This window comes from Nissabacter archeti (assembly GCF_018257325.1).
GTDB classification, from domain to species: Bacteria; Pseudomonadota; Gammaproteobacteria; order Enterobacterales; family Enterobacteriaceae; genus Chimaeribacter; species Chimaeribacter arupi.
Genome location: NZ_JAERKB010000013.1, coordinates 67,156 through 89,072, shown reverse-complemented (window position 1 = coordinate 89,072; position 21,917 = coordinate 67,156). Strand labels below are relative to the sequence as shown.

At 55.2% G+C, this 21,917-nt stretch carries 18 protein-coding genes; 10 read left to right on the top strand and 8 right to left on the bottom strand.

Annotation, left to right across the window (positions count from 1 at the left end; genetic code table 11):
• Position 1 precedes the first annotated feature (1 nt).
• Entirely contained in the window at positions 2–937 is a 936-nt protein-coding gene (locus JK232_RS17920; protein ID WP_212589494.1) for a LysR family transcriptional regulator, read from the top strand.
• On the opposite strand, the gene JK232_RS17915 is transcribed toward JK232_RS17920, so the two are convergent.
• The gene (locus tag JK232_RS17915; RefSeq protein ID WP_212589493.1) at positions 924–2,030 is read right to left on the bottom strand and encodes a lactonase family protein; all 1,107 of its coding nucleotides are present in this window, start codon (positions 2,028–2,030) and stop codon (positions 924–926) included. The genes JK232_RS17920 and JK232_RS17915 overlap by 14 nt on opposite strands.
• Before the next feature lie 314 nt (positions 2,031–2,344).
• On the opposite strand from JK232_RS17915, the gene phbB reads away from it, so the two are divergent.
• Both phbB and JK232_RS17905 read left to right on the top strand, forming a co-directional pair.
• Entirely contained in the window at positions 2,345–3,088 is a 744-nt protein-coding gene (phbB, locus tag JK232_RS17910) for an acetoacetyl-CoA reductase (protein ID WP_212589492.1), read from the top strand.
• Between the two features lie 73 nt (positions 3,089–3,161).
• Positions 3,162–4,499, top strand: coding sequence for a CitMHS family transporter (locus tag JK232_RS17905; protein ID WP_212589491.1), 1,338 nt, complete (start codon positions 3,162–3,164; stop codon positions 4,497–4,499).
• Positions 4,500–4,533: 34 nt separating this feature from the next.
• Here JK232_RS17905 and JK232_RS17900 read toward each other — a convergent pair whose 3' ends face one another.
• Entirely contained in the window at positions 4,534–5,427 is an 894-nt protein-coding gene (locus JK232_RS17900; RefSeq protein WP_212589490.1) for a GntR family transcriptional regulator, read from the bottom strand.
• Positions 5,428–6,447: 1,020 nt separating this feature from the next.
• Between JK232_RS17900 and JK232_RS17895 the strand changes: the two genes are divergently transcribed.
• From JK232_RS17895 to JK232_RS17885, 3 genes are all read left to right on the top strand, one after another.
• On the top strand, positions 6,448–6,957 hold the full coding sequence (locus JK232_RS17895; RefSeq protein ID WP_276515074.1) for an SDR family NAD(P)-dependent oxidoreductase: 510 nt from the start codon (positions 6,448–6,450) through the stop codon (positions 6,955–6,957).
• A 45-nt stretch (positions 6,958–7,002) separates the two neighbouring features.
• A complete protein-coding gene (locus tag JK232_RS17890) occupies positions 7,003–8,205 on the top strand; it encodes an MFS transporter (RefSeq protein WP_212589489.1) in 1,203 nt (400 codons plus the stop codon).
• A 79-nt stretch (positions 8,206–8,284) separates the two neighbouring features.
• Entirely contained in the window at positions 8,285–8,722 is a 438-nt protein-coding gene (locus tag JK232_RS17885) for an Exc2 family lipoprotein (protein ID WP_212589488.1), read from the top strand.
• Between the two features lie 238 nt (positions 8,723–8,960).
• Here JK232_RS17885 and JK232_RS17880 read toward each other — a convergent pair whose 3' ends face one another.
• Positions 8,961–9,317: a nuclear transport factor 2 family protein gene (locus JK232_RS17880; protein WP_212589487.1), complete on the bottom strand. Its 357-nt coding sequence runs from the start codon at positions 9,315–9,317 to the stop codon at positions 8,961–8,963.
• Between the two features lie 302 nt (positions 9,318–9,619).
• Here JK232_RS17880 and JK232_RS17875 point away from each other — a divergent pair, with 302 nt between their 5' ends.
• Positions 9,620–10,621 (top strand): alpha/beta fold hydrolase, encoded by a 1,002-nt coding sequence (locus JK232_RS17875; protein WP_212589486.1) that lies wholly within the window; start codon positions 9,620–9,622, stop codon positions 10,619–10,621.
• Between the two features lie 140 nt (positions 10,622–10,761).
• Here the strand turns inward: JK232_RS17875 and JK232_RS17870 are convergent, their stop codons facing one another.
• Genes JK232_RS17870 through JK232_RS17860 form a run of 3 tightly spaced genes read right to left on the bottom strand, consistent with a single transcriptional unit; the run spans position 10,762 to position 16,558 of the window.
• Positions 10,762–14,058 carry an AAA family ATPase gene (locus JK232_RS17870; protein WP_212589485.1) on the bottom strand — a complete coding sequence of 1,099 codons (3,297 nt, stop codon included), beginning with the start codon at positions 14,056–14,058 and terminating at the stop codon, positions 10,762–10,764.
• A gap of 8 nt (positions 14,059–14,066) precedes the next feature.
• Positions 14,067–15,647, bottom strand: a complete 1,581-nt coding sequence (locus tag JK232_RS17865) for a hypothetical protein (RefSeq protein WP_212589484.1) — start codon at positions 15,645–15,647, stop codon at positions 14,067–14,069.
• On the bottom strand, positions 15,644–16,558 hold the full coding sequence (locus JK232_RS17860) for a helix-turn-helix transcriptional regulator (RefSeq protein ID WP_212589483.1): 915 nt from the start codon (positions 16,556–16,558) through the stop codon (positions 15,644–15,646). Before JK232_RS17860 ends, JK232_RS17865 begins: the two co-directional genes overlap by 4 nt.
• A gap of 481 nt (positions 16,559–17,039) precedes the next feature.
• On the opposite strand from JK232_RS17860, the gene paoA reads away from it, so the two are divergent.
• The 3 genes from paoA to paoC are packed head-to-tail and all read left to right on the top strand — an operon-like array spanning position 17,040 to position 20,888.
• Positions 17,040–17,741 (top strand): aldehyde dehydrogenase iron-sulfur subunit PaoA, encoded by a 702-nt coding sequence (gene paoA / locus JK232_RS17855; protein WP_101828616.1) that lies wholly within the window; start codon positions 17,040–17,042, stop codon positions 17,739–17,741.
• Positions 17,738–18,688: an FAD binding domain-containing protein gene (locus JK232_RS17850; protein ID WP_101835334.1), complete on the top strand. Its 951-nt coding sequence runs from the start codon at positions 17,738–17,740 to the stop codon at positions 18,686–18,688. Before paoA ends, JK232_RS17850 begins: the two co-directional genes overlap by 4 nt.
• Positions 18,689–18,692: 4 nt before the next feature.
• Positions 18,693–20,888, top strand: a complete 2,196-nt coding sequence (paoC, locus tag JK232_RS17845) for an aldehyde oxidoreductase molybdenum-binding subunit PaoC (RefSeq protein WP_212589482.1) — start codon at positions 18,693–18,695, stop codon at positions 20,886–20,888.
• 73 nt (positions 20,889–20,961) lie between these two features.
• Here the strand turns inward: paoC and JK232_RS17840 are convergent, their stop codons facing one another.
• Positions 20,962–21,408: a DUF4174 domain-containing protein gene (locus JK232_RS17840; RefSeq protein WP_246538667.1), complete on the bottom strand. Its 447-nt coding sequence runs from the start codon at positions 21,406–21,408 to the stop codon at positions 20,962–20,964.
• A gap of 169 nt (positions 21,409–21,577) precedes the next feature.
• Entirely contained in the window at positions 21,578–21,868 is a 291-nt protein-coding gene (locus JK232_RS17835) for a hypothetical protein (RefSeq protein ID WP_072932377.1), read from the bottom strand.
• Positions 21,869–21,917 lie beyond the last annotated feature (49 nt).

Below are 21,917 nucleotides of genomic sequence, written 5' to 3'. Positions count from 1 at the left end.
TATGCGTTACGATCTGGTCTCGTTATCTCTCTTTGTCGCCGTGGCGGAAACGCAAAACCTGACCCACGCTGCGCGGCGCAAGCATACCGCGGTGTCAGCGGTGAGCAAGCGCATCACCGAACTGGAACAGCAGGTGGGCACTCAGCTGATGCTGCGCCTGCCGCGCGGCATCGAGCTGACGCCGGCGGGACATTCGCTGCTCTATCACGCGCGTCAGATATTCCGCAATCTGGAGCAGATGGAAGAGGAGCTGAACGACTACGCCGCCGGGATCCGCGGCCATATCCGTATCTTCACTATTTCAGCGGCGCTGATGCACTGTCTGCCGCGCGCCATCAGCCAGTTTCTGCTGCACTATCCGCAAACCGATATCGATATTGAAGAGCAGACCGGCATCGGGGTAGTACAGGGACTGCTGGAAGGCAACGCCGATGTCGGCATCTTCTCCAGCTGGACGCCCGCGTCCGGCATCGACGTCTGGCCGTGGCAGCAGGATCAACTCTCTGTGCTGGTGTGGCACGGCCATGCGCTGGCGTCGCACGCCTCTCTGCAGCTGGCCGATCTGCTTGATGAGAAGATGGTGGGGCCGCACCGCGACAGCGCCGTCAGCCATATTCTGGAACGCGAGGCGCGCAGGCTGGGCAGGACGCTCAGCATCGGGCTGCGCGTCAGTAGCTTTGTCTCCATGGCGGAGCTGGTCAGCCAGCAGCTGGGCATCGCCATCCTGCCGGTGAATGAGATCGCGCCCGCCTCGCTGCACCGAGGTGTGCGGGCGATTCCGCTGGCGGAACCCTGGGCGAAGCGGGGGCTGCTGGTGGGCGTCAAGGCGCATGCGCTGGCGTCGCCCTCGGTGAAAACCCTGATTGAAAGCCTGACCGCCGCGAACAGACGCGGTCAGGAGGAGGAAGGGCCAGGCAGCGTGGTTACTCTGCGCTAGCGAAGCAGATACAGGTCGGGCTGGCCGTGACAATCGTCTGGTCACGCCTGTGCAGCAGGCCGGTTTGCGCATCGACGTCAAATACCTGAATGGTGTCGGACTCCTCATTCGCGCTGAAGAAGCGGCAGCCGTCAGGCGAAAGCGTGGTGAAGCGGGGAGTTTTGCCGCCGCAGTCCACCCAGTCAATCACGCTGAGCGTGCCCTCCTGCGCATCCACCGCAAACACGCCGATGCTGTCATGACCGCGATTCGCCGCGTAAACAAAACGGCCGCTGGGATGCACCTCAATTTCGCTGGCGTCGCTGCGCGTTGAATAGCCCTCAGGCAGTGCGCTCAGCGTCTGCCTGAGCGTCAGCGCGCCGCGCTGGGCATCGACATCCAGTACCGTCAGCGTGCTGCTCAGCTCGCTCAGGCCGTAAAGCCATTTTCCGCTGGGGTGAAAGTCGACATGGCGCGGCCAGCTGCCCGGTGCAAGCCGGATTTCATCCAGCAGGTGTGCTTCACCCTCATGCCAGCGATAAAGCCGGATCATATCGATGCCGTTGCCCGCCGCGCGTCCCTGTATCGGCACGGCGAAAAGATCGCTGCCGGGCGCAAAGACGATCTCATGCGGTCGGGACAGGCTTTCCGGCGCTTCCAGGGTGGTGGGATGGCCGGGAATGCGCGCCAGCGAGTGAGGCGGCTGCAGCCCTTGTTGCTCAATGGCGAGCGCCGCGATATTGCCCGCTTCATGGTTGGCGATTAGCAGATACTGACCATCAGGCGTCAACGCCGCACTGACGGGGTTATTGCGCCGCTGCGGATCGAGATCGGGATGTGAATGACGCGGGCCGGTGGTCTGTTGCGTCAGCAGGCTCAGCAGGCCGCTCTCTGGGTGGCGCTGCCAGACGGCAACGATATCCCCGTCGCCATGCAGCGCGTAGAGACGCTGACGACGCGGATCCAGCGTCAGCCATGACGGGTTTTCCTGCACCGATTCGACGCGCTGAATAAGACGCCACTCACCATCCGGCAGCACCTGATAGACCTCAATCCCTTTTCCGCGCGCACCGCGCCAGGCGGACGTACGGCAACCCACATAGGCAAATGTCATGTCAACCTCCAGAATTAATGCATTTATAATAATATAAGTGCATTAACCATCATGTGACCATCCTCACGCCACTGTCTGAAACCAGCAAAAATAGTGATCAAAAATGGCCTTGAGTCGCTGCTAAATGCACAATTTTTTCAAAAGCAGTTTTACCCGCTCATATTGCATCATTGCATTTACATATCTTTAAAAGCATAAATTAACCGATCCTGTTCACATTTTCAACGCGGGCAGATTGCAGAAAAAGCGAGCTCACCGCTTACTGTTAATGCGAAGTAAACGAATGTTAAAAAAATGCATCTGGGAGTAAGGGTATGACCCAACGTATCGCGTATGTCACCTCTGGAATGGGCAGTCTCGGCACGGCAATCTGCCGTCGGCTGGCTAAAGATGGATTCAAAGTCATCGCCGGCTGTGGCCCCAATTCAAAAAGAAAACAGCTCTGGCTGGATGATAATAAAAAGCTGGGCTTCGATTTTATCGCCTCTGAAGGCAATGTGGCCGACTGGGATTCTACTGTTAAGGCCTTTGACAAGATCCGTCAGGAGATCGGCGAAGTAGATGTGCTGATCAATAATGCCGGTACCGCGCGTAACGCGTTATTTCGCGATATGCAGCCACAGGAGTGGCAAGCGGTGATCGATACCAATATGAACTCCCTGTTTAACGTTACTCGCCAGGTTATCGACGGCATGATGTCGCGCGGCTGGGGACGCATTATCAATATCTCCTCGCTTAATGCGCAAATCGGCACCGTCGGGCAGGTGAACTACTCCACGGCAAAATATGCGGTGCGCGGCTTTACCCGCGCGCTGGCGCGTGAAGTCTCCGCGCGCGGCGTCACCGTGAATACCGTGTCGCCGGGCTATCTCGCCACCAGCAAGCTGAAAACTGTTACGCCGGTGCAGGTGATCGATAAAATCGTGCAAGAGATCCCGGTACGCCGCCTCGGCTCGCCGTCAGAGATCGCCTCTATTTGCGCCTGGCTTGCCTCGGATGAATCGGGCTACGCCACCGGCGCGAATTTCTCCGTCAACGGCGGTATGCATATGAGCTAATTTTCCGCGCCGTAAAAAATATAACGACGACAACTTTTATCGCGCCTTATTTATAAGGGCGCTGGAGGCTCTTATGCTCTCTTTGCTGGGTTACGGCATGATCGTGGTCTTTATGATCCTGATTATGACTAAAAAGCTTTCTGCTCTGGTTGCACTGACAATTATTCCCATTATCTTCGCATTAATTGCCGGTTTTGGCGGCGAGATGGGCGAGATGATGATAGAGGGATTAAAGAAAGTCGCGCCGACCGCGATTATGGTGATCTTCGCCATTCTTTATTTCAGTACCATGTTCGATACCGGTTTATTTGATCCCATTATTCGCTTTTTCCTGCGGATAATTAACGGCGATCCCGTTAAAGCGGTGATGTGCAGCGCGGTGCTGGCAGCGATGGTTTCACTGGATGGCGACGGCTCCACCACCTATATGATTTGCGTCACCGCGATGCTGCCGCTGTTTAAACGCATTCGTCTCGATCCACTATCGCTGACCTGCGTGGTATTCCTGGCCGGCAGCATCACCAATCTGCTGCCGTGGGGTGGGCCGCTGGCACGCGTGGCGGCCTCGCTAAAAGTGGAGTCGAGCGATCTCTTTATCCCCCTCATCCCGTCGATGCTATGCGGCTTTATCGGCGTCCTGGTGCTGGCATGGTATATCGGCATTCGCGAGCGTCGTCGCCTGGGCAAACTGAGCATTCAGACCCACGCTGACGGTTCAGTAGTGGAAGAGGACGCGGAGAGCTATCTTCCCGCTATTAATGAGGTGAACGAAGAGCTGCGCCGGCCTAAACTGTTCTGGCTGAATGCCGGCCTGACGCTGGTACTGATGGCGTCGCTGGTAATGGAGCTGCTGCCGCTGTCGGTGCTGTTTATGGTCGCCTTCGCGCTGGCGCTGCTGATCAACTATCCGCATCTGGATGCGCAGCGTCAGCGCATTGCCGCCCATGCGCCAGCCGCGCTTAATCAGACCTCGATCTTCCTCGCTGCGGGCATCTTCGCCGGGATCCTGTCCGGCACCGGCATGGTGACGGCGATGTCCGGTTCACTGCTGGATATTCTGCCGCAGTCGTGGGGGCCTTATCTGGCACCGATTACCGCGCTGATCAGCCTGCCGGGCACATTCTTCATGTCGAATGACGCCTTCTACTACGGCGTATTGCCGGTGCTGGCGGAAGCGGCGAAGGCGTACGGCATCGAACCAATTGAAATTGGCCGCGCCTCGCTGGTAGGCCAACCGGTGCACCTGCTCAGTCCGCTGGTGGCGTCAACCTATCTGCTGGTGGGGCTGGCGGGTGTCGAGTTCAGCGACCATCAGAAATACACCTTTAAGTGGGCGTTTCTGCTTTGCATGATCTTCCTCGGGTCGGGCCTGCTGTTAGGGCTGTACCCCATCTACTCGACCGTGGCATAAGGGAAAACGGCTCAGGGAGTGAGCCGTTTATTCTTCAGGCTTCCGCGCTGATACGGCGCATTTTTTTATTTTCCAGCGCCACCGCCAAATGCTGCTTCATCATGTAAGAAGCTTCGATACGCTGCCCCGACTCAATCAGCGCCAGCAGGCGCATATGATCCTTGACCTCAGCGTAGTAGCGGCTGCGATCGTCCATAATGCGGTAGTCCATCAGCATACGCATACGGTTGACGTTGCGCAGCGAGATTCCAAAGAAGGGGTTGTTGGAGAAGCCGATCACTGTCTCGTGAAAGCGGTAGCCGGCCAGCTGCAGCTGTTTTGGCGACAGGCGCTCAATGCCGTTGTCGAGCAGCATCTCCAGCTCGCGGCGAATCTCGTCGATCTTCTCTTGCGGCGCGTTGAAGGTCGGCTCCAGAATCGCCATCGGCTCAATGACCATACGAAAGCTGAAAATGTTTTCCAGCGCCGCTTTGGTTTTTGCCACCGGCAGAAAACGCCAGCCGTAACCCTGTTTGCGCTCCACCCAGCCCTCGCTGATGCCGCGCGCCAGTAGCGTTGAGAGCTGGCTTTTGGTCAGGTTGTAGCGCTTCATCAGGTAGAGTTCGGTGACTTCCGCTTCGATGTTATCCTGCAGCCAGTCTTCCGCCAGCTGATAATACTCCGGCAGATCGCTGCCGTCGGCGGGCGTGGGCTCGTCATGCTGTTGCGGTGCATAATCCTCTTTGACAAAAAAACCGCGGTTGAGCCTCTGTTGCAGAACGCCTTTCTGCTCCAGATAGACCAGCGCTTCGCGCACCGGCGAGCGCGAGACGTCAAAGGTTTCGGCCAGCTTCGGCACGCTGAGATGCGCGCCAGGCACCAGTTTGCCGGCATCGATCAGGCCAACGATTTTTTGCGCAAGCCGCTCAGTCAGGGCGCTAATCTTCATGTTTTACACTCAGTAATAGGGAAATAAATGCAATATTAACCCTAATTGTTGCATTTTAAATTTTCAAAAAGCAATGTTTCAAAACAATATTTGTGAACGGTGACGCATTAGTCATGCTTATCCACTATTCAGGCGCCTGTCGCTGTTGCATATATCAGGATTGCTGCTTATTGAAATGAAATACTGAGGAAAGGAGATGGACAATAAAATCGACTTAATCACCGGCGCGTCTGACGACATAGCCTTTGAAATAGCGAAACAGTTTGCTCAAAGGGGCTATGTTATCTTGCCGTGGCGCGAAATAAAGAGGAAGTAAATAAGTTCTGCAGTGAGCTTCGCAGATCGGCTAATCACGTTTATACGGTGGTGAATAATAAAAGTTCCTTTGTTTAAAATAACAATATTACAATAGTAGATTTATGCATGTAATTATTAAAAAGAGCTATGTCTATTCCCCACTGTTTATGTCTTTTGCAGATATAATGTGTTTTTAAAAAAGCGTAATTTTTTTAAAATTCTTTTTGCGCGAAAGAAAAATAAAATATCAAAGAAAAAATGACAAAGTTATTAAATTACTTCTGGTAAAATTGCTTTTTAATAAGAAATGAAGCGATTATTATATTTGTTTATGATTGCGATAAATAATAATAACCATTTTAAATTAATAATATAAATAAAATGGTTTAATTGCGATATGTGCATTATGGTATTGATTTACCTATAACTTGATAATAAAAACATATAGATTGCTCTGCATTGCTTTGATTTATAAGACATATACTTTAATGCATCTCTTTAAAGATAAATTTTTAGTTTTATTTATTGTCACTTTTAGATTCTGCAGTTAGACAATTTTAGAGAGAGGCGGAAAAAATGTTTTTATTAAAACGGTAAAGTTCAGTGTATTTTATATACTAAAATATTACCGGGTAAATATGAAAGTCAATATGGCTGGCATTTTGGGAGTACTTAAATGACATAAGTCACTTAGACACTGCTCCTGCTAATCTACTTATTAAAATGCTCGGTATCATGCCGTTTGACAATGCCGCCGGCGAACTGGATGACGCCCAGGCAGTGACGCTCCTTAACACCAATATTCTGGGCCCGGTGCGCGTCAGCGCGGCCTTTATTGAGCACCTGAAGCAGCAGCCGGATGCGGTGCTGATCAACAACAGCTCGGTGCTGGCCTTCCTGCCGCTGGCGACCAATGCGCTGTACTCTGCCACCAAGGCGGCTATCCACTCTTATACGCTGTCACAGCGCTTCCTGCTGCGTGGTACCGGCGTGAAGGTGATTGAGATCTCTCCGCCGTGGGTGGATACCGACCTGATTTACAAGAGCGGCGACCCGCGCGCCATGCCGCTGGGTGAGTTCATCAGCGAGACCTTTGACAAGCTGGGCACCGACACCATCGAAGCGATCGTTGACCGTGTGCTGCCAGTCCGGGATAACCCCGGTGCCGACGAGCATACCCTGGTGAACCAGTTCAACCAGTCGGTCGCGGATAACCCGATTCCTGTTCAGTAAAAACATCAGGGGCGTACTGCCCCTGTTTTTTATGCCGGAGTGAATATGAACGCTGTCATCACCTCTTCCCAGCGCCGCGCCCTGCGCGCACTGAGCCTCGCTTACTTTGTTCAGGCTACCGGTGCCCTCTCTGTCGCCGGCAGCCTGCCCGCTATCTCAGCGGCCTGGCAGTTGACCGATGCGCAGAGCGCACGCTTACTGAGCATTTTCGGCCTCACCTTTGCGCTGGCCGCCCCGTTGGTTCAGATTCTCTTTGGTCAGCTGCACCGCCGCCAACTGGTGCTCACAGGCATCGGGCTGTTTGGGCTGGGCGCATTCGCGTTTGCCTTGTCCCCGGCTTACAGCGCGCTGGTGGCTTCCCGCGTGCTGATGGGCGTGGGCGCGGGGTTTATCGGCCCGGTGCTGGTTGCACTGGGTTCAGAGCTGGTGCATGAGCAGCAGCGCGGGCGGGCTATCGGCATGGTGCTCCTGGGGGTCTCTATGGCGAGCCTTGCCGGGATTCCGCTTGCCGCGTGGGTTGCCGGCCTGTGGGGAGCGAAAGCGCTGTTTGCGCTGGTCGGGCTGGTGAGCCTGCTGAGCGGGCTGAACATCCTGCTGACGGTACCGGATGGACATGCGGGGACGCGCACCCGGTTCTCTGACATGGCGGGCGTGCTGTCTGAGGGGAAATACCTGGCCGCATTCCTGGTGGTATTTTTCATCACCTCCGGGGTTTACAGCGTTTACGCTTTTATCGCCCCGCTCATTCGCGATGCCTACGCCGGCGGCCCGCAGGCTGTCTCCGCGGCGCTGGCAGTGCTGGGCGTCGCCGGGGTGCTGGGGAACCTTTGGGTCACACGCGCCGCGAGCCGCTTTACGTCTGAGAAGCTGTTGATGACCGGCATGACGCTGCTGATCGTCGACACGGGGTTAATCACCCTGCTGCCGAAAACGCTGGGCGTGCTGCTGGTGGCGCTCATTTTCTGGGCCTTTGCCACTGACCTGCTCTGGCCCAGCCAGCAGCGCAGGATTGTCGAACTGTCATCTGCCCGGCATCGCGGCATTGCGCTGGCGCTGACCAGTGCCTTTATGTTTGGCGGGATAGGCTTTGGCTCGGCAGTGGCCTCCTGGGTTTATCCGGTGGCGGGTTTTTACGGCCTTGCCGGTCTGTCTGTGGCCTTTATTCTGCTGGCTCTGCTCAGTCTGGCGCTGTCTGAAAAATTCAGACATCCCCCGGCAATCGCTGCGCCTTGTAAAAGTGATGCCTGAGAGAGAAATCTTATCGATTTACTGCGGTTACCCCTTACCTGTATATTCCGGCACACATTTTTATAGGGATATACGTTAAATGATGCCAAAACTTCTCCTTCCGTCGGTGCTGGTGGGTGTGTTACTGCTCTCGGCCTGTTCAGGGCCACAAACCAGCGTCAGTCAACATGCACGCCATATGGCTTATCAGTTAGCCGGCCTCCATTTTGATCCGAACACCCAGCCATTAACGACGGACAATGCCCGGCGGATGGAAAAGTTCCTTAGCCAATTTTACGACCTCGGGAAACAAGACCGGGTGGCCGGCCTGACGGCAGAGCAGGCACAGCAGCGTGTGGCAAGTTTTTCCCAGGCTCAGGACGGTGCCACGGACCAAGAGGGGCCGTTCAGTCCCGTTACGCAGAAAAGCGCTTTTATTAACCACGAATACGAGGCAGATCAGCCAGAGAAACGCAGCAAGCTGCTGCTGGAGGGGGCGATTGCGACCTATTGGGATGGGTATCACGGTAAGCCATAATAGCCGCACTATGGCGTGCGCCGGTGCTGCCGGGCGCGCCCTGTCGTGAGGCCACACCACGCAGCGGCATTGATTAAGTATGAAGTCATATTTATGAAGTATGATGTAATACGTATAAAACTATTATCTTACAGGCCGTTAGCCATTGCCGGGAACCGCCGCCTGCCGCGTGTTTACGGCCAGCGACTACCCCTGGCCTGAGCGCGTATCTCACCTGCTCAGGCCATTTTCCCGCCTGTTACATCACCGTGCTTTTCAGGCCGACCACCTGCCACTGTTCCCCGGTTTTCGCCCAGGTACGTAAGTGATGAAACCGGCCATCCGCTTTCTGGCCGGCATAGCTGCCGGTAATCAACAGGCAGGTATCGACAATCAGGCAGTGCGGATATTCACAGGCGTTGAATGACTCCCGGACAATCGATTCAATCTGAATCGTGCCGGAAGTGTGCATTTCTATATCCTGCGCCTTGGCCACTTGTTGGCCGGTATGGTTAATAAAGATCAACGAGTCTGCGATCAGCCGGCCAAGCGCGGCGGTATCTGAATTGATCATTGCTTCAATGAGCGTGTCTTCAAGCATCAGCGACGTTTGCATAATCCTCCTTAAAATCAGCGGGCGTCCGCTCCCCTGCGGTAAGCCTGCATCGTTTTTTCGTGCCAATCAGCCATAGCGTTCTATCATCAGTGCTGAACGCGTTTCCAGCCTGACGCGGAGTATCGCATCAATCCTGGCGCAGTCAGGAACACCCTTTCCACGTATTCATCAGGTACGAGGTCAATATGGCTCCAGTCACCCGAAGGACATTACTGGTTGCATCAGGCTCGGCAGCCCTTCTTTCAGCATTGCCTATCTTGCCCGCCGGGGCACAGGCACCTGCGATGCCGCCTGTGCGGTTTGTGCAGACCAACGGCATCCGCTTGGCAGTACATGACGCCGGCTCAGGGCCGGCCATTGTTCTGTTGCACGGTTTTCCTGGGCTGGCTTACACCTGGCGGCACCAAATCCCTGCGCTGGTGTCAGCGGGTTACCGGGTGATCGTGCCGGACCTGCGCGGCTATGGCCAAAGCGACGCACCGGCGGCCATTGAAGCCTATGACATCCAGCAACTGACCGCTGACATGACAGGCTTGCTTGATGTGTCCGGTGTCGATAAGGCTCTGTTTATGGGGCACGACTGGGGCGGAATGTTGGCCTGGCAAATGCCGCTTATCCATCCCAAACGGGTCGCCGGAGTGATCGGCGTTAATACGCCGTTTATGCCACACTGGACACTCTGGCTGCACCCTGATCTTGTGGCGGCAGCGCAGCCTGAACGCAGGGGCTGGGTTATTAACCCTAACGTTGATCCCATTGTTCAGATGCGGCAGGTTTACAGCCCGGAGATGTACGTCCTCATGTTTGAGGACGGCAAGCGTGCAGATACCGCAATGGCGCAGGATATACAGGGTACTCTGCGGAATGCGTACCGCAAAGACCTGATGACCGCGGCGGAGTGGGATGCGTTGCCCCCTGAGGTCGCGAACATGGAATATTACGGGAAGCCCCTGCCCAGGCAGTTTCCAGGGCATGATGTCCTGACGGCTGCAGAACTTGATGTGTATACGGCACAGTTTAAGCGCACAGGTTTCACTCCTGCCATCAATTGGTACCGCAATATTTCCCGGAACTGGCAGGCAGGCCGCACGCTTGAACAGACCATACGGGTTCCTGCATTGATGATCTCGGCTGCCAATGATGTGGTGCTCAGGCCTGGCATGGCCGAGGGAATGGAAACTTACATCCCGGATTTGGAAAAAAAGGTTATTGCCGATTGCTGGCACTGGACGCCGGAAGAGAAGCCGGCCGAGCTGAACCAATTAACGTTGTCATGGCTCTCGCGTCGTTATCCAGCCGGTTGAAGGCAGAAAGGTGTACGGTTGGGTGTTAACAGGCCGGAATACCCAACCGTACACAATAACTTATCAGGATCACCGGGGCTGCCGGCGAGGCCAATAAATTTGTAATGATGATTTTATTGACCCAAGCCACATTAAATAGCTTATAGACTCCGAATCGAATGCTGAATTGCGGTAAGTACCCCAAGACGATGTTGAGCGCCGCTTAACTTCACATAGCGGTCCTTCTCAGAACGCGAGCCAACAAACCTGGCAGCAAAACCAGCAGTAAACTTTTTCTCTTCAGTTAATGAACTGACTTCGGCTGTTAGCGACTCAATATTTTTTATTAGCTTCCCTTGATGTTGTACAGAAGTGCGAAGTATTTCCAAACAGAGTTCACGACAACGTTCAGTTACGGCACTATTCTGCAATAGCTCAATCACAACCTCATAATGACCTTTACCCGCCAGTACCCACTGCTGGGCAGGGGCCAGATGTGGATGAGCAGCCAACCGTTGCAATACATGCTCAGCGCCATGCATCAGTGCCGCCTGTACTTCCTCAGTGGCGGCAATATTCCCGGCAACGCCCAGTTGAGTCTGCTGATCCTGCGATTGCGCAAAAGTGAGCAATAATTCAACCCCAATATTGGGATTCATCGCCAGTTGCGCATTCACCATTTTGTCCTCTTTGGCGAGCAGCTGGTCAATGATTGCACGCGTGACATTGGGGTTTTTCGCTAACTCAACATGATGATTGCTAAAGCGGCTGCTCTTATCAAAGATGTGGTGTTGCAACTGCGCAGATAAAGCCGGATTGCTGGCTAACGCGGTAATTTCTGCGTAATTTCCTTTGGTTATCAGGCTTTCCTGTAGCTTAGGATCCAATGCGGTATTGGTGGCGAGGGCACAACGAATGTCGGTATCCGCCCGCATCATATAATGCTGCACCATCAACGATAACGATGGGTTTTTCGCAAGTTCCTTTTTGGTTTCAGACTGACTGGTTTTAAAGAGATAATTTTGAACATCACTCACTAATGTAAGATTACCTGCCAGTGACTGACGGACAATTTCTGACCCTTCGCTGGCCAAACGCTGTTGGATAGGTGGGTTCAAATCAGTATTCCGGGCAAAAATGGCCAGAATATCTTCGTCATGCACTTTACTGATGAATTGGTACTGCAACTCTGTGGGTAACGGTATTTCCGCCAGGCTACGAAGATCATTTTCATTGCCTGAATGAAGCCGTTCAACCAGTGTCTCAATGTCTGGGGTATTGGCATGGTTTCCTTGTACCTGATGCGTAAACGCCAGGGTACCCAATACTGAATGTTCTCTATCCATAGCGAGTTGCACAATGATTTGTTCTGACAAATGCCGATTTCCTGCCAACGCGCAACGCACACTGACATCACGATCGTTCACCAGTTTCTGCTGATGAGGCAGAGATAATGTTGGATTGCCTGCCAGCGCAGCACGAAGTTGCGGATTTTTGCTGTTTATATGCAGCTCACGATCCTCTTCGCTGAGATTCGGATGAGCGAGTAACGGCACCAACAACTTCACCTCCTGACGCTGGGCAAAATATGCCAGCATCCTGGCCGGGCAGTGACTGAGGCTTAATAGGCGCAGAATAATTTTGTCAGATAATTGCCCGGCTTTTGCCAGATCATATTGCAGGTTTTCGGGTGCATTAGGATGGCATATCGCCAATTCAAGCAGGCTTTCATCATGTTTTGTTTTGTTCTGTGCATCCACCAGATAGGCGGAGAGGATCTTCTCATCGCAGTTTGGATTATTCAGCACTGCACGCCGCACGTCCTGATTGCTGTCCTGCGCCAGCTGGGTAAGCAGATCAACAGTGCACTCTTCATGACTGGCCACGCGCAAGCGATCATGCGGATTAACATGATTTACAAGCGCGATCATCTGCGCGAGGCTTAATCCCTCCTGACATGACGCAGGTTTCAGCTTCATTTTCTCAAACAACACTTCATATTTGCTGACGCTGTCGCGCAGGGTTTCCCGCAGTGGCACGGTGTTATCAATAGCGTGAAGCACAGTATCGAAATTGAGTTCCGTGTTGCTCAGGAATGCTTGCTCACGAGCCTCATGCACCGCATTTTGAATATCCGCACCGGAAAAATCGCGACAGCGGCGTGCCAGCATCTGCTGCTGTGCTTCGCTGAAAGTATGCCAGTGAGTTTTCAGTTGAAGGCTAAGGATTGCCCGGCGTTCAGCAATATGAGGAAAGCCAACATAAAACACTTCATCAAAACGCCCTTTACGCAGCAGTTCCGGCGGCAGCACTTCAATATTATTGGCTGTTGCCACCACAAAGACTGCCCCTCTTTTTTCCTGCATCCAGGTCAGAAAATAGCCTAAAAGACGAGCGGTTACTTCGGATCCCCCCTGGCCGCCGATACCAACAAACGCTTTCTCCAGTTCATCAACCCATAACACGCAGGGGCTGATGGTTTCAGCCATCGCCAGCGCCCGGCGCATGTTATGCTCGCTCTCACCAACGTATTTACCCAGCAGCGAGCCGATATCTAAACGCAGTAACGGCAGATGAAACAGGCTGGCAACCGCTTTGGCCGTCAGCGATTTACCGCAACCTGGCATACCTGCCACCAATACCCCTTTGGGGGCCGGTAAGCCAAGTTGCTGAGCATCACCAAGACGTTTGAGGATGGCTGCTTTACGCTCCAGCCAGGCCTTCAGATTTTCTAAGCCCCCGATGTCCTGAAAGGTTTCCCGTACCTTAATCATCTCCAGCACGCCACTTTTGGCGATGATTTGTTCTTTTTCGCTTAGCAGCGTTTCCAACGCGTCGTCATTAAGCGCCTGGTGGTTCACGAGTGCAACCGACAGGGTTTGCTCGATCTCACGGCTGGTCAGCCCGGACAATAGGGCACTTAGCTGTTGCAACAACTCATTTTTCAGTGATATGCCCCGAACATTGGCAAAGCAAAGAATTTGCTGCTCAATGTCGGTGCGCTGGGGTAACGGCAAGGTAACCAAGGTCATCTGCGATTCTACCAGCGCCGGGATGGCAGCCCGCTCATCGACGCAAATCACCGCGCATTCACGCTGATGGTGGCGCTGAATGCGCAGCAGCAGTTGTTGCAGCCGTGCCGCGACCAGCGCGTTCCCTTCTAATGCCGCATGGGCGTTTTTGATAACAATCAGGGTGTTTTCCAAATCGTCATGCAGCAACTCTGCCAAATGCAGCGCCAGTTGCGGTGTCTGTTCGGCTGCCAGGCTGAGCGGAGTTTTATTTTGTGCGTTAACCCACCCCCAAGCCAGGTTCCACTCGCAAATCCGCATCCCGGTTTCTTTGGCCAGCGCGGCAATCAGGCTGTCGACACGTTCGTCCTCTGCACTTTGCAGATAAAATCCACCATGACCGGCAAGGATCCAAGTGTGCAGGCGGCTCATCATTTCAATATCCATGACTTCCCTTAGGCAAAAAGGTGCGATAACGCATTGCCAAATGCTTTCATGCCGCCGGCCAGCGTCTGACGGGCATTATTCACGAGTTGCAGGCTTTTACTGATCAACGATTTACGTCCTTTGTAGAATTGCTCCGCGACCTTGCTGCCGGCCATACCGCCAATAATGCCGCCCGCAAAGCCGCCAACAACGGAGCCTACCGGGCCAATCACCATGCCAATCGCTGCGCCCAGCGAGGCACCTTCGCCTGCCGCTACCAGTCCGGCTATTGCACAGAAGGTGGTATTGGTCATGCTGTCCAACGCCTCTTCTTTACTGATGTCTCCCCGATACAATTTCACCGCTATTCTGGTGTTATCCATCGCAACCGAAGCAATGGCAGCAATACGTCCGGCAGGGGTGTTCTGTACTACGCTGCCAAACAGCCCACGTCTGGCGGCGACCATTAATGCGCCTGAAGCGGATACGTTGAGCAATATCGATCCGGAGGTCATCAATGCATTGTTTATAAATGCTTTACCTTCTTCTTTCAGCGCCGGGTTTTTCTTGTTGTTCAGCGCATTCCAGCTGCGGCGCGCCAGAATTACGCCAGCCTGTAAACAAATGCTCAAACCCACTGCCACTGCCGCATCCTTACCGATACGTTTTGCGACTGTCAGCCCATCAGCACTTTTCCAATCCATTACATGAACGTTCTGTTTCTGCTGAACCTCATACTGCAGACGTTTCGCCTCTTCCTTGCTGAGTGGGGTAGATCTCACTCCCTCGAACTCAATGCTTTCGTGGGCAATACCTTTAAATTGTTCGGCATGGCCTTCTGGAACCAACTTACGCTGGAAAGCGTAATCGCCTTTTTCAAACAGGGTTTCACTGGCTTTTGCATCGCTGCCGTATTTCGACTGATAGCGGCGTACTACTTTGCCCCTACTGTCTTTGATTTGAATATCGACGGAGTTTTTGCCAAAGGGTTTGCCTGGGGTAAACACCAGCTCAGCCCGTGCGTCTGCACCACTGGCGACTGCATTGACGTTAAACGTGTTAACATGATGCGTTTCGGCAATAAAACCATCCAGATTGCGTGACTGGTTGAATCCCCCGTCGATACGCATGACTGTCGTCTGCATCTGCGCATTGGCGAGCATAAGAGCATCATCGATTATATTGCCGTAATCGCCGACGCTGAGTGTGCCGTGGCGCTGCGCCGATGCGGACAGCGATTTCGCCAGCCAATTTTCGCGCGATTTGCCGTTGTTGCGTGCGGCGTCCAAATCCTCATTAATTGCAGCATGGCGGGTTACGCTTGCCACAATGACTTCTGCATCACGCCTCATACTGGCATGATCGGGCCATAAGGCGGCGTGATGCGAAAATTGCTCCATCAACCACTGCATGGCATCAGCATCAGGGTGGTTGGCCGCTGCAGTCGTGAAGGCACTGATCACCTCACCCGCTGCGATAATGTCGCCCTCATGCTGTGTGAGCTCTGCGGTAATATCATCCGCTAATAACTGTTGGTAGCCATCGCTTTGCAGCAATTCAGCATTGATCGGAATGGGCAGAGTGGATTCTTGCGCTGTAGTGCCTGTCATAAATTCTCCTTGTTATTATTCATCGCCGTAAGGGCGTCTTCGAGTTCCTGCTTCAGGCGCATTTGCAGCCAGGCAGGCGACAAAATGGTGAGATGTGGCAACCAGTAACGGACGATAGCCAGGATCTGGCGGGCATCTGCTACTTTGCAGTGAAGGTGCAAACTGCCGTCCGGCGTACGGCTGATAATCTTTTGTGCAGGCAGTAGATCACGCTGTATGAACCAACTGGCGCTGTCGGCACTGGCGCATAGCTGTACCTCAAATTTTGCCAGGCTGAACCAGGCATCATCTTCTTGTTCCACTGCGATGACGGTTGCCGGATCGGGGGTAAAAGTGGTGTCGGAGATCGTCAGCCACTGAATATTTCCCAGCCGGAATGCTTTCAACATCCCCGACTCCATAGCGGCCAGATACCAGACATACTTAATATTCACCAGACGATAAGGCTCAACCCTGCGTAGTTTATTTTTGTAGAGAAATTCGCATAGGCGATTAAGGCTTACCGCCTGCTGTAATGGCGCGAAAATGCGCTCCAACGCCTCATCCTGACCATGTTCAATACCGGCATTTTTTATCAGGAACGGAGGATGCGCATCCTGACGTGCCCATTTAAGAAGCTGTTGAATTTTCTGGCCGGCAAACAGTGGCCATGAACCGGTGATGGCCATCAATTTAGTTAAATCGTTGTGGTGCAAAGAGGGAGCATACGTTGGCGATAACCGGTAGCTTTCACCGTTAATATGTTCTACCAACGGCTGCAACCGGTTGAGATCACGGAAAATGGTACGCTCAGACACGCCATATTTTTCTGCCAGCTGGCTGCGATAAACGGCAGGTTGCTGGTGGAGTGTAACCAGCATATCTGCCAGCCGGCTCGCCAGTTTGTCATGCGCTCCCATTTTTTTAACCACAGGATAACCTTGTGCTTGTTGGATGTGCCGATACCTTAGCGGGTGTCGCTGACAGGTTGTGTCATTGCACACCAGCCATAGGCCGGGATAAGTAAAAATGAGTATCGGCGGAGAGAGAGGGAAGCTTTAGGGGTGTTCGCCCTGGTTTTTCTGACGCGGCTTAATTCGTGTCTGTTCTTATTTCCAGAGAGCAATATATTTTTGGATTCCTGTTGTCAATATTTTAAGCGGCTTCCAACATGCGGTGGCCTCGCGGCAGTAAAACAACCCGCTCATAAACACGATCACCCGCGCGCTCACCTCAAAAAACCCGCCTATCGCCTGATTGATGAATATTACTCATTACAGCATTCGGTATCGCCGGGTAAAGAAGCGGCCGGGAACAGCTATATTCAAAAGTTAGGACTGACTATTCCCCCTTGTCATAACAGAAAGCGTCGACTGTTCCCTGGTTCACCTTTCAGCATCCCGGAGATCTGGCATGAGCAACCACGATAAGAAGGTTAATAAGGAACATCACGATGAGCCAGGTGACGGCAGCCAAAAAGCGCACTTTTGCCTGACGAGGCGCGAACTGCTGAAGGCGGGTACTGCCACCGTGGCGGTGGCGGCGGTCTCCTCTTCCACCATGCTGAGCGCCCGCGAACTCCCCGACACCCCGCCGCCTGCCATGTCTGACCTGAAAATGAAGGTTAACGGCGAGATCCGGCAGCTCAACGTGGATACGCGGACCACGTTACTGGATGCGCTGCGCGAACACCTGCACCTTACCGGCACCAAAAAAGGGTGTGACCACGGCCAGTGCGGGGCCTGTACGGTCATCGTGGACGGACGCCGGATTAATTCCTGCCTGACCCTGGCGGTGATGCATCAGGACGCGGAGGTCACCACCATTGAAGGCCTCGGCACGCCGGAAAACCTGCACCCCATGCAGGCCGCGTTTGTAAAGCATGATGGGTATCAGTGCGGTTACTGCACCCCCGGCCAGATTTGCTCCTCGGTGGCAGTACTCAAAGAGATCGAAATGGGCATTCCCAGCCACGTCACGCTTGATCTGGTTTCGCCCCCGCCCCTCACGCCTGATGAAATCCGGGAGCGCATGAGCGGCAATATCTGCCGTTGCGGGGCCTATTCCAACATCCTTGCGGCGATTGAGGATGTCGCCGGGAGGAAAGAATCATGAAAGCTTTTACCTATGAACGCGTCACCACGCCTGCCGACGCGGCGGCAAGCGCCCAGCGCATACCGGGCGCAAAGTTCATTGCCGGCGGCACCAACCTGCTGGATTTGATGAAGCTGGAGATAGAAACCCCGACCCATTTGATCGACGTTAACGGCCTGGCGCTGGATAACATCACGCCGACGGCTGACGGCGGGCTGCGGATTGGCGCGCTGGTGCGTAACACCGATCTGGCGGCTGACCCGCGCATACGCCGCGATTATGCCGTGTTGTCGCGGGCGCTGCTCGCCGGGGCCTCCGGCCAGTTGCGTAATAAGGCCACGACCGCCGGCAACCTGCTTCAGCGTACGCGCTGCCCTTACTTCTACGACACGAACCAGCCCTGCAATAAGCGGCTGCCCGGCAGCGGTTGCGCCGCCCTGGAAGGGTTCAGCCGCCAGCACGCGGTAACGGGCGCAAGCAACGCCTGCATCGCCACGCATCCCAGTGATATGGCCGTCAGTATGCGCCTGCTGGACGCCGTCATCGAGACGGTGAACCCGGATGGGCGTACGCGAACCCTGCCGATTGCTGATTTTTACCGCGCCCCCGGCACAACGCCGCATCTGGAAACCGTGTTGTTGCCCGGCGAACTGATTACGGCCGTGACGCTGCCGCGCCCGCTCGGCGGCACGCATATTTACCGGAAAGTGCGCGATCGTGCGTCTTACGCGTTTGCCCTGGTTTCAGTGGCGGCCGTGGTGCAGCAGGACGGCAGCGGCCGCGTGGCACTGGGCGGTGTGGCGCATAAACCCTGGCGATCGGACGCCGCCGACGCCGCATTGAAGCAGGGTGCGCAGGCGGTCTATGACCGGCTGTTTGCAAACGCGCAACCCACGCATGAAAACGAATTCAAGCTTGTCCTGGCGAAGCGTATGCTCGCCTCGGTGTTGACGGAAGCGAGGGCATAAGATCATGAAATTTGAGAATCCGGCCAATGACAACCCCATCGACCAGCTGAAGGTGGTAGGCCGCCCTCATGACCGCATCGACGGGCCGCTGAAAACCACGGGTACTGCCCACTACGCCTATGAATGGCATGACCTGGTGCCGGATGTCGCCCACGGCTATGTGGTCGGCTCTTCCATCGCCAAAGGTAAAATCCAGTCTATTGATCTCGAGGCGGCCCGGCGCGCGCCCGGCGTACTGGCCATTGTCACCGCAGAGAATGCAGGCCGCCTCGGCAAAGGTGAAATGAACGCTGCCGCCCTGCTCGGCGGCCCTGACATCCAGCATTACCATCAGGCTATTGCGGTGGTGGTCGCCGGGACGTTTGAACAAGCGCGCGCGGCCGCGGCGCTGATTCAGGTGCATTACCGCCGCGACCGCGGTGCCTGGGATCTCGCCCACGAGAAGCCCTCGGCAAAAGCCGATGAAAACGAGCCGGACAAGAAAACCGGGGATTTTGAGCGCGCGTTCTCCGCCGCGCAGGTGCAACTGGATGCGGTTTACACCACGCCTGACCAGAGCCATATGGCGATGGAACCCCACGCGTCGATGGCCGTCTGGGAGGGGGATAAGGTCACAGTCTGGACGTCCAACCAGATGATTAACTGGTGCCGCAACGAACTGGCGAAGACGCTTAACCTGCCTGCCGACAACGTGCGTATTGTGTCGCCTTATATCGGCGGCGGTTTCGGCAGCAAATTGTTCCTGCGCAGCGATGCGGTGCTGGCGGCGCTGGGCGCGCGGGCGGCAAAAAGGCCGGTAAAAATCGCGTTGCCCCGGCCGTTTATCCCCAACAACACCACGCACCGCCCGGCGACCATCCAGCACATCCGCATTGGGGCGGATCAGGACGGGCATATTACCGCGATCGCGCATGAGAGCTGGTCAGGCAATCTGCTGGAGGGCAAGCCGGAAACGGCCGTCCAGCAGACCGAGTTACTCTATGCCGGTGCCAACCGCTTTACCGCGCTGCGGCTGGCCCGGCTTGACCTGCCGGAAGGGAATGCGATGCGCGCGCCCGGCGAGGCACCGGGGCTGATGGCGCTGGAAATTGCGATGGATGAAATGGCCGAAAAGCTCGGCATGGACCCGGTACACTTCCGCATCCTGAATGATACCCAGGTCGATCCCGCCAACCCCGACCGCCCCTTTTCACAGCGCCAGCTGATCGCCTGTTTAAAGACCGGCGCAGAGAAATTTGGCTGGAGCCGCCGCAATGCGCGCCCCGCCCAGACCCGAGACGGGCGCTGGCTGACGGGCATGGGCATGGCAGCCGGCTTTCGCAACAACCTGGTGATGACATCCGGCGCGCGGGTGCATCTTGACGCCCAGGGCATCGTGACCGTCGAAACCGACATGACGGATATCGGCACCGGCAGCTATACCATCATTGCCCAGACGGCGGCAGAGATGATGGGGGTACCGCTCGACAACGTGGTGGTGCGGCTGGGGGATTCCGCGTTCCCGGCGTCTGCCGGTTCCGGCGGCCAGTGGGGCGCCAACAGTTCAACGGCAGGGGTGTACGCGGCGTGCGTCAAACTGCGTGACACGGTGCTGAACAGGCTTGGCCTTGATCCCGCCGGGGCGGTGTTTGCTGAGGGGCAGGTGCGCGCCGGGGGCCGCAGCGTGAAACTCGCGGATGCCGCCCGTGAGGGGAAAATTACCGTTGAAGACACCATCGAGTTTGGCGACCTGGATAAAAAATTCCAGCAATCCACTTTTGCCGGGCACTTTGTTGAAGTCGGGGTGGATATCGACACCGGTGAGGTGCGTATCCGGCGAATGCTGGCCGTGTGCGCGGCGGGCCGCATCCTCAACCCGAAAACAGCGCGCAGCCAGGTGATCGGGGCGATGACGATGGGCGTGGGCGCGGCACTGATGGAAGAACTGGCGGTGGATACGCGGCTGGGGTATTTCGTCAACCACGATCTGGCGGCGTATGAAGTCCCGGTACATGCGGATATCCCTGAGCAGGAGGTGATTTTCCTGGAAGAGGCTGACGCGGTTTCCTCTCCCATGAAAGCGAAAGGAGTGGGCGAACTGGGGTTGTGTGGCGTCAGTGCGGCGATTGCCAATGCGGTGTACAACGCCACGGGTGTGCGGGTGAGGGATTACCCGATCACGCTGGATAAGTTACTCAAAGGCTTGCCGGTACGGGTTTAACGCCCCCGGTGCACGGGCAGCAGCGGGTTGCCCGTGCCAACCCGCTTCGTAAAACCGCGCTTACCACCCAGCATCAGTCTGTTTTTGCCTGGCGCATCGGCATCCGGTCGATAGTGGAGAGCAGGGCTTCCGCACTCAACGGGGTGGTTTCACGCAGCTTCATCCCGCCATCTTTCCCCACCAGCACCATTTCAAAGCCCCTGGGCTGGAGCTGTGCACGCATCTGCCCTTTGTCCGCCGGGGAGGTATCACTGAACACGATGATATCCCGCTCGGCCAACGCATCCTGATGCTTTTTCAGCATCGCTATCTGTTGAACATAGCGGGCATCCGTGGCTGACGGCGCAAAGATCACCACCGGGCGATGTTTCCAGCGATACTGAGTGAGATCGGCAGTGTCGGGGGTTAACGCCCGGAACAGGCCGCTGTCTGCTGCGGGCGCCGCACTGCACCACAGGAAAGCCAGGGCGGCCAGCAGGGCAACACTGCCACGGGCAGGGGCGGATAAACGGGTATGCATAAACCTCATGGCGGTTCCCCAGATCTGGCCAGAAAATGGCGCGTATGGGAAAAGTGTAGCGGAGGGGGTGTCACGCAAGGGCACGGCATCACGCCTGTTTACTTTTATTTACCTCAGGCGCAACGCCAAAAAAAGCCTGCACCGGGGTGTACAGGCTTTTGTTCACTACTCAGCGGTAATACTGGTGCCGCCGTCTCGAATTGTGTTTCCAGCTTTTGGCGACGTTATCAACATCTGAGGGGAAATCATCCCAGCTGCTCGGCAGCATTTTTCCGCGTGCCGCCCGGAGATGAAGCCCAAATTCGCGATATTCATACCGGTGCAGGTGATAATAACTTTTCTCCTGCAGGGTGCTGAATTGCCTGAAGCATACGCTTCCCAGCCGGTAATAATAGACATACGGATTCCCAATGCCCCCGCAGGGTTTAGGATGCTTATAGTGATCTTTAAGTTTCTTCATGACACTTCCTGCTAATAATTAATTCGCTAGAAGTGTCCCTCCGCATAGT

Coding starts and splice junctions, on each gene's coding strand:
- JK232_RS17920 (WP_212589494.1), top strand. CDS start 2: ATGCGTTACGATCTGGTCTCGTTATCTCTCTTTGTCGCCGTGGCGGAA.
- JK232_RS17915 (WP_212589493.1), bottom strand. CDS start 2,030: ATGACATTTGCCTATGTGGGTTGCCGTACGTCCGCCTGGCGCGGTGCG.
- phbB (WP_212589492.1), top strand. CDS start 2,345: ATGACCCAACGTATCGCGTATGTCACCTCTGGAATGGGCAGTCTCGGC.
- JK232_RS17905 (WP_212589491.1), top strand. CDS start 3,162: ATGCTCTCTTTGCTGGGTTACGGCATGATCGTGGTCTTTATGATCCTG.
- JK232_RS17900 (WP_212589490.1), bottom strand. CDS start 5,427: ATGAAGATTAGCGCCCTGACTGAGCGGCTTGCGCAAAAAATCGTTGGC.
- JK232_RS17895 (WP_276515074.1), top strand. CDS start 6,448: ATGCTCGGTATCATGCCGTTTGACAATGCCGCCGGCGAACTGGATGAC.
- JK232_RS17890 (WP_212589489.1), top strand. CDS start 7,003: ATGAACGCTGTCATCACCTCTTCCCAGCGCCGCGCCCTGCGCGCACTG.
- JK232_RS17885 (WP_212589488.1), top strand. CDS start 8,285: ATGATGCCAAAACTTCTCCTTCCGTCGGTGCTGGTGGGTGTGTTACTG.
- JK232_RS17880 (WP_212589487.1), bottom strand. CDS start 9,317: ATGCAAACGTCGCTGATGCTTGAAGACACGCTCATTGAAGCAATGATC.
- JK232_RS17870 (WP_212589485.1), bottom strand. CDS start 14,058: ATGGATATTGAAATGATGAGCCGCCTGCACACTTGGATCCTTGCCGGT.
- JK232_RS17865 (WP_212589484.1), bottom strand. CDS start 15,647: ATGACAGGCACTACAGCGCAAGAATCCACTCTGCCCATTCCGATCAAT.
- paoA (WP_101828616.1), top strand. CDS start 17,040: ATGAGCAACCACGATAAGAAGGTTAATAAGGAACATCACGATGAGCCA.
- JK232_RS17850 (WP_101835334.1), top strand. CDS start 17,738: ATGAAAGCTTTTACCTATGAACGCGTCACCACGCCTGCCGACGCGGCG.
- paoC (WP_212589482.1), top strand. CDS start 18,693: ATGAAATTTGAGAATCCGGCCAATGACAACCCCATCGACCAGCTGAAG.
- JK232_RS17840 (WP_246538667.1), bottom strand. CDS start 21,408: ATGCATACCCGTTTATCCGCCCCTGCCCGTGGCAGTGTTGCCCTGCTG.
- JK232_RS17835 (WP_072932377.1), bottom strand. CDS start 21,868: ATGAAGAAACTTAAAGATCACTATAAGCATCCTAAACCCTGCGGGGGC.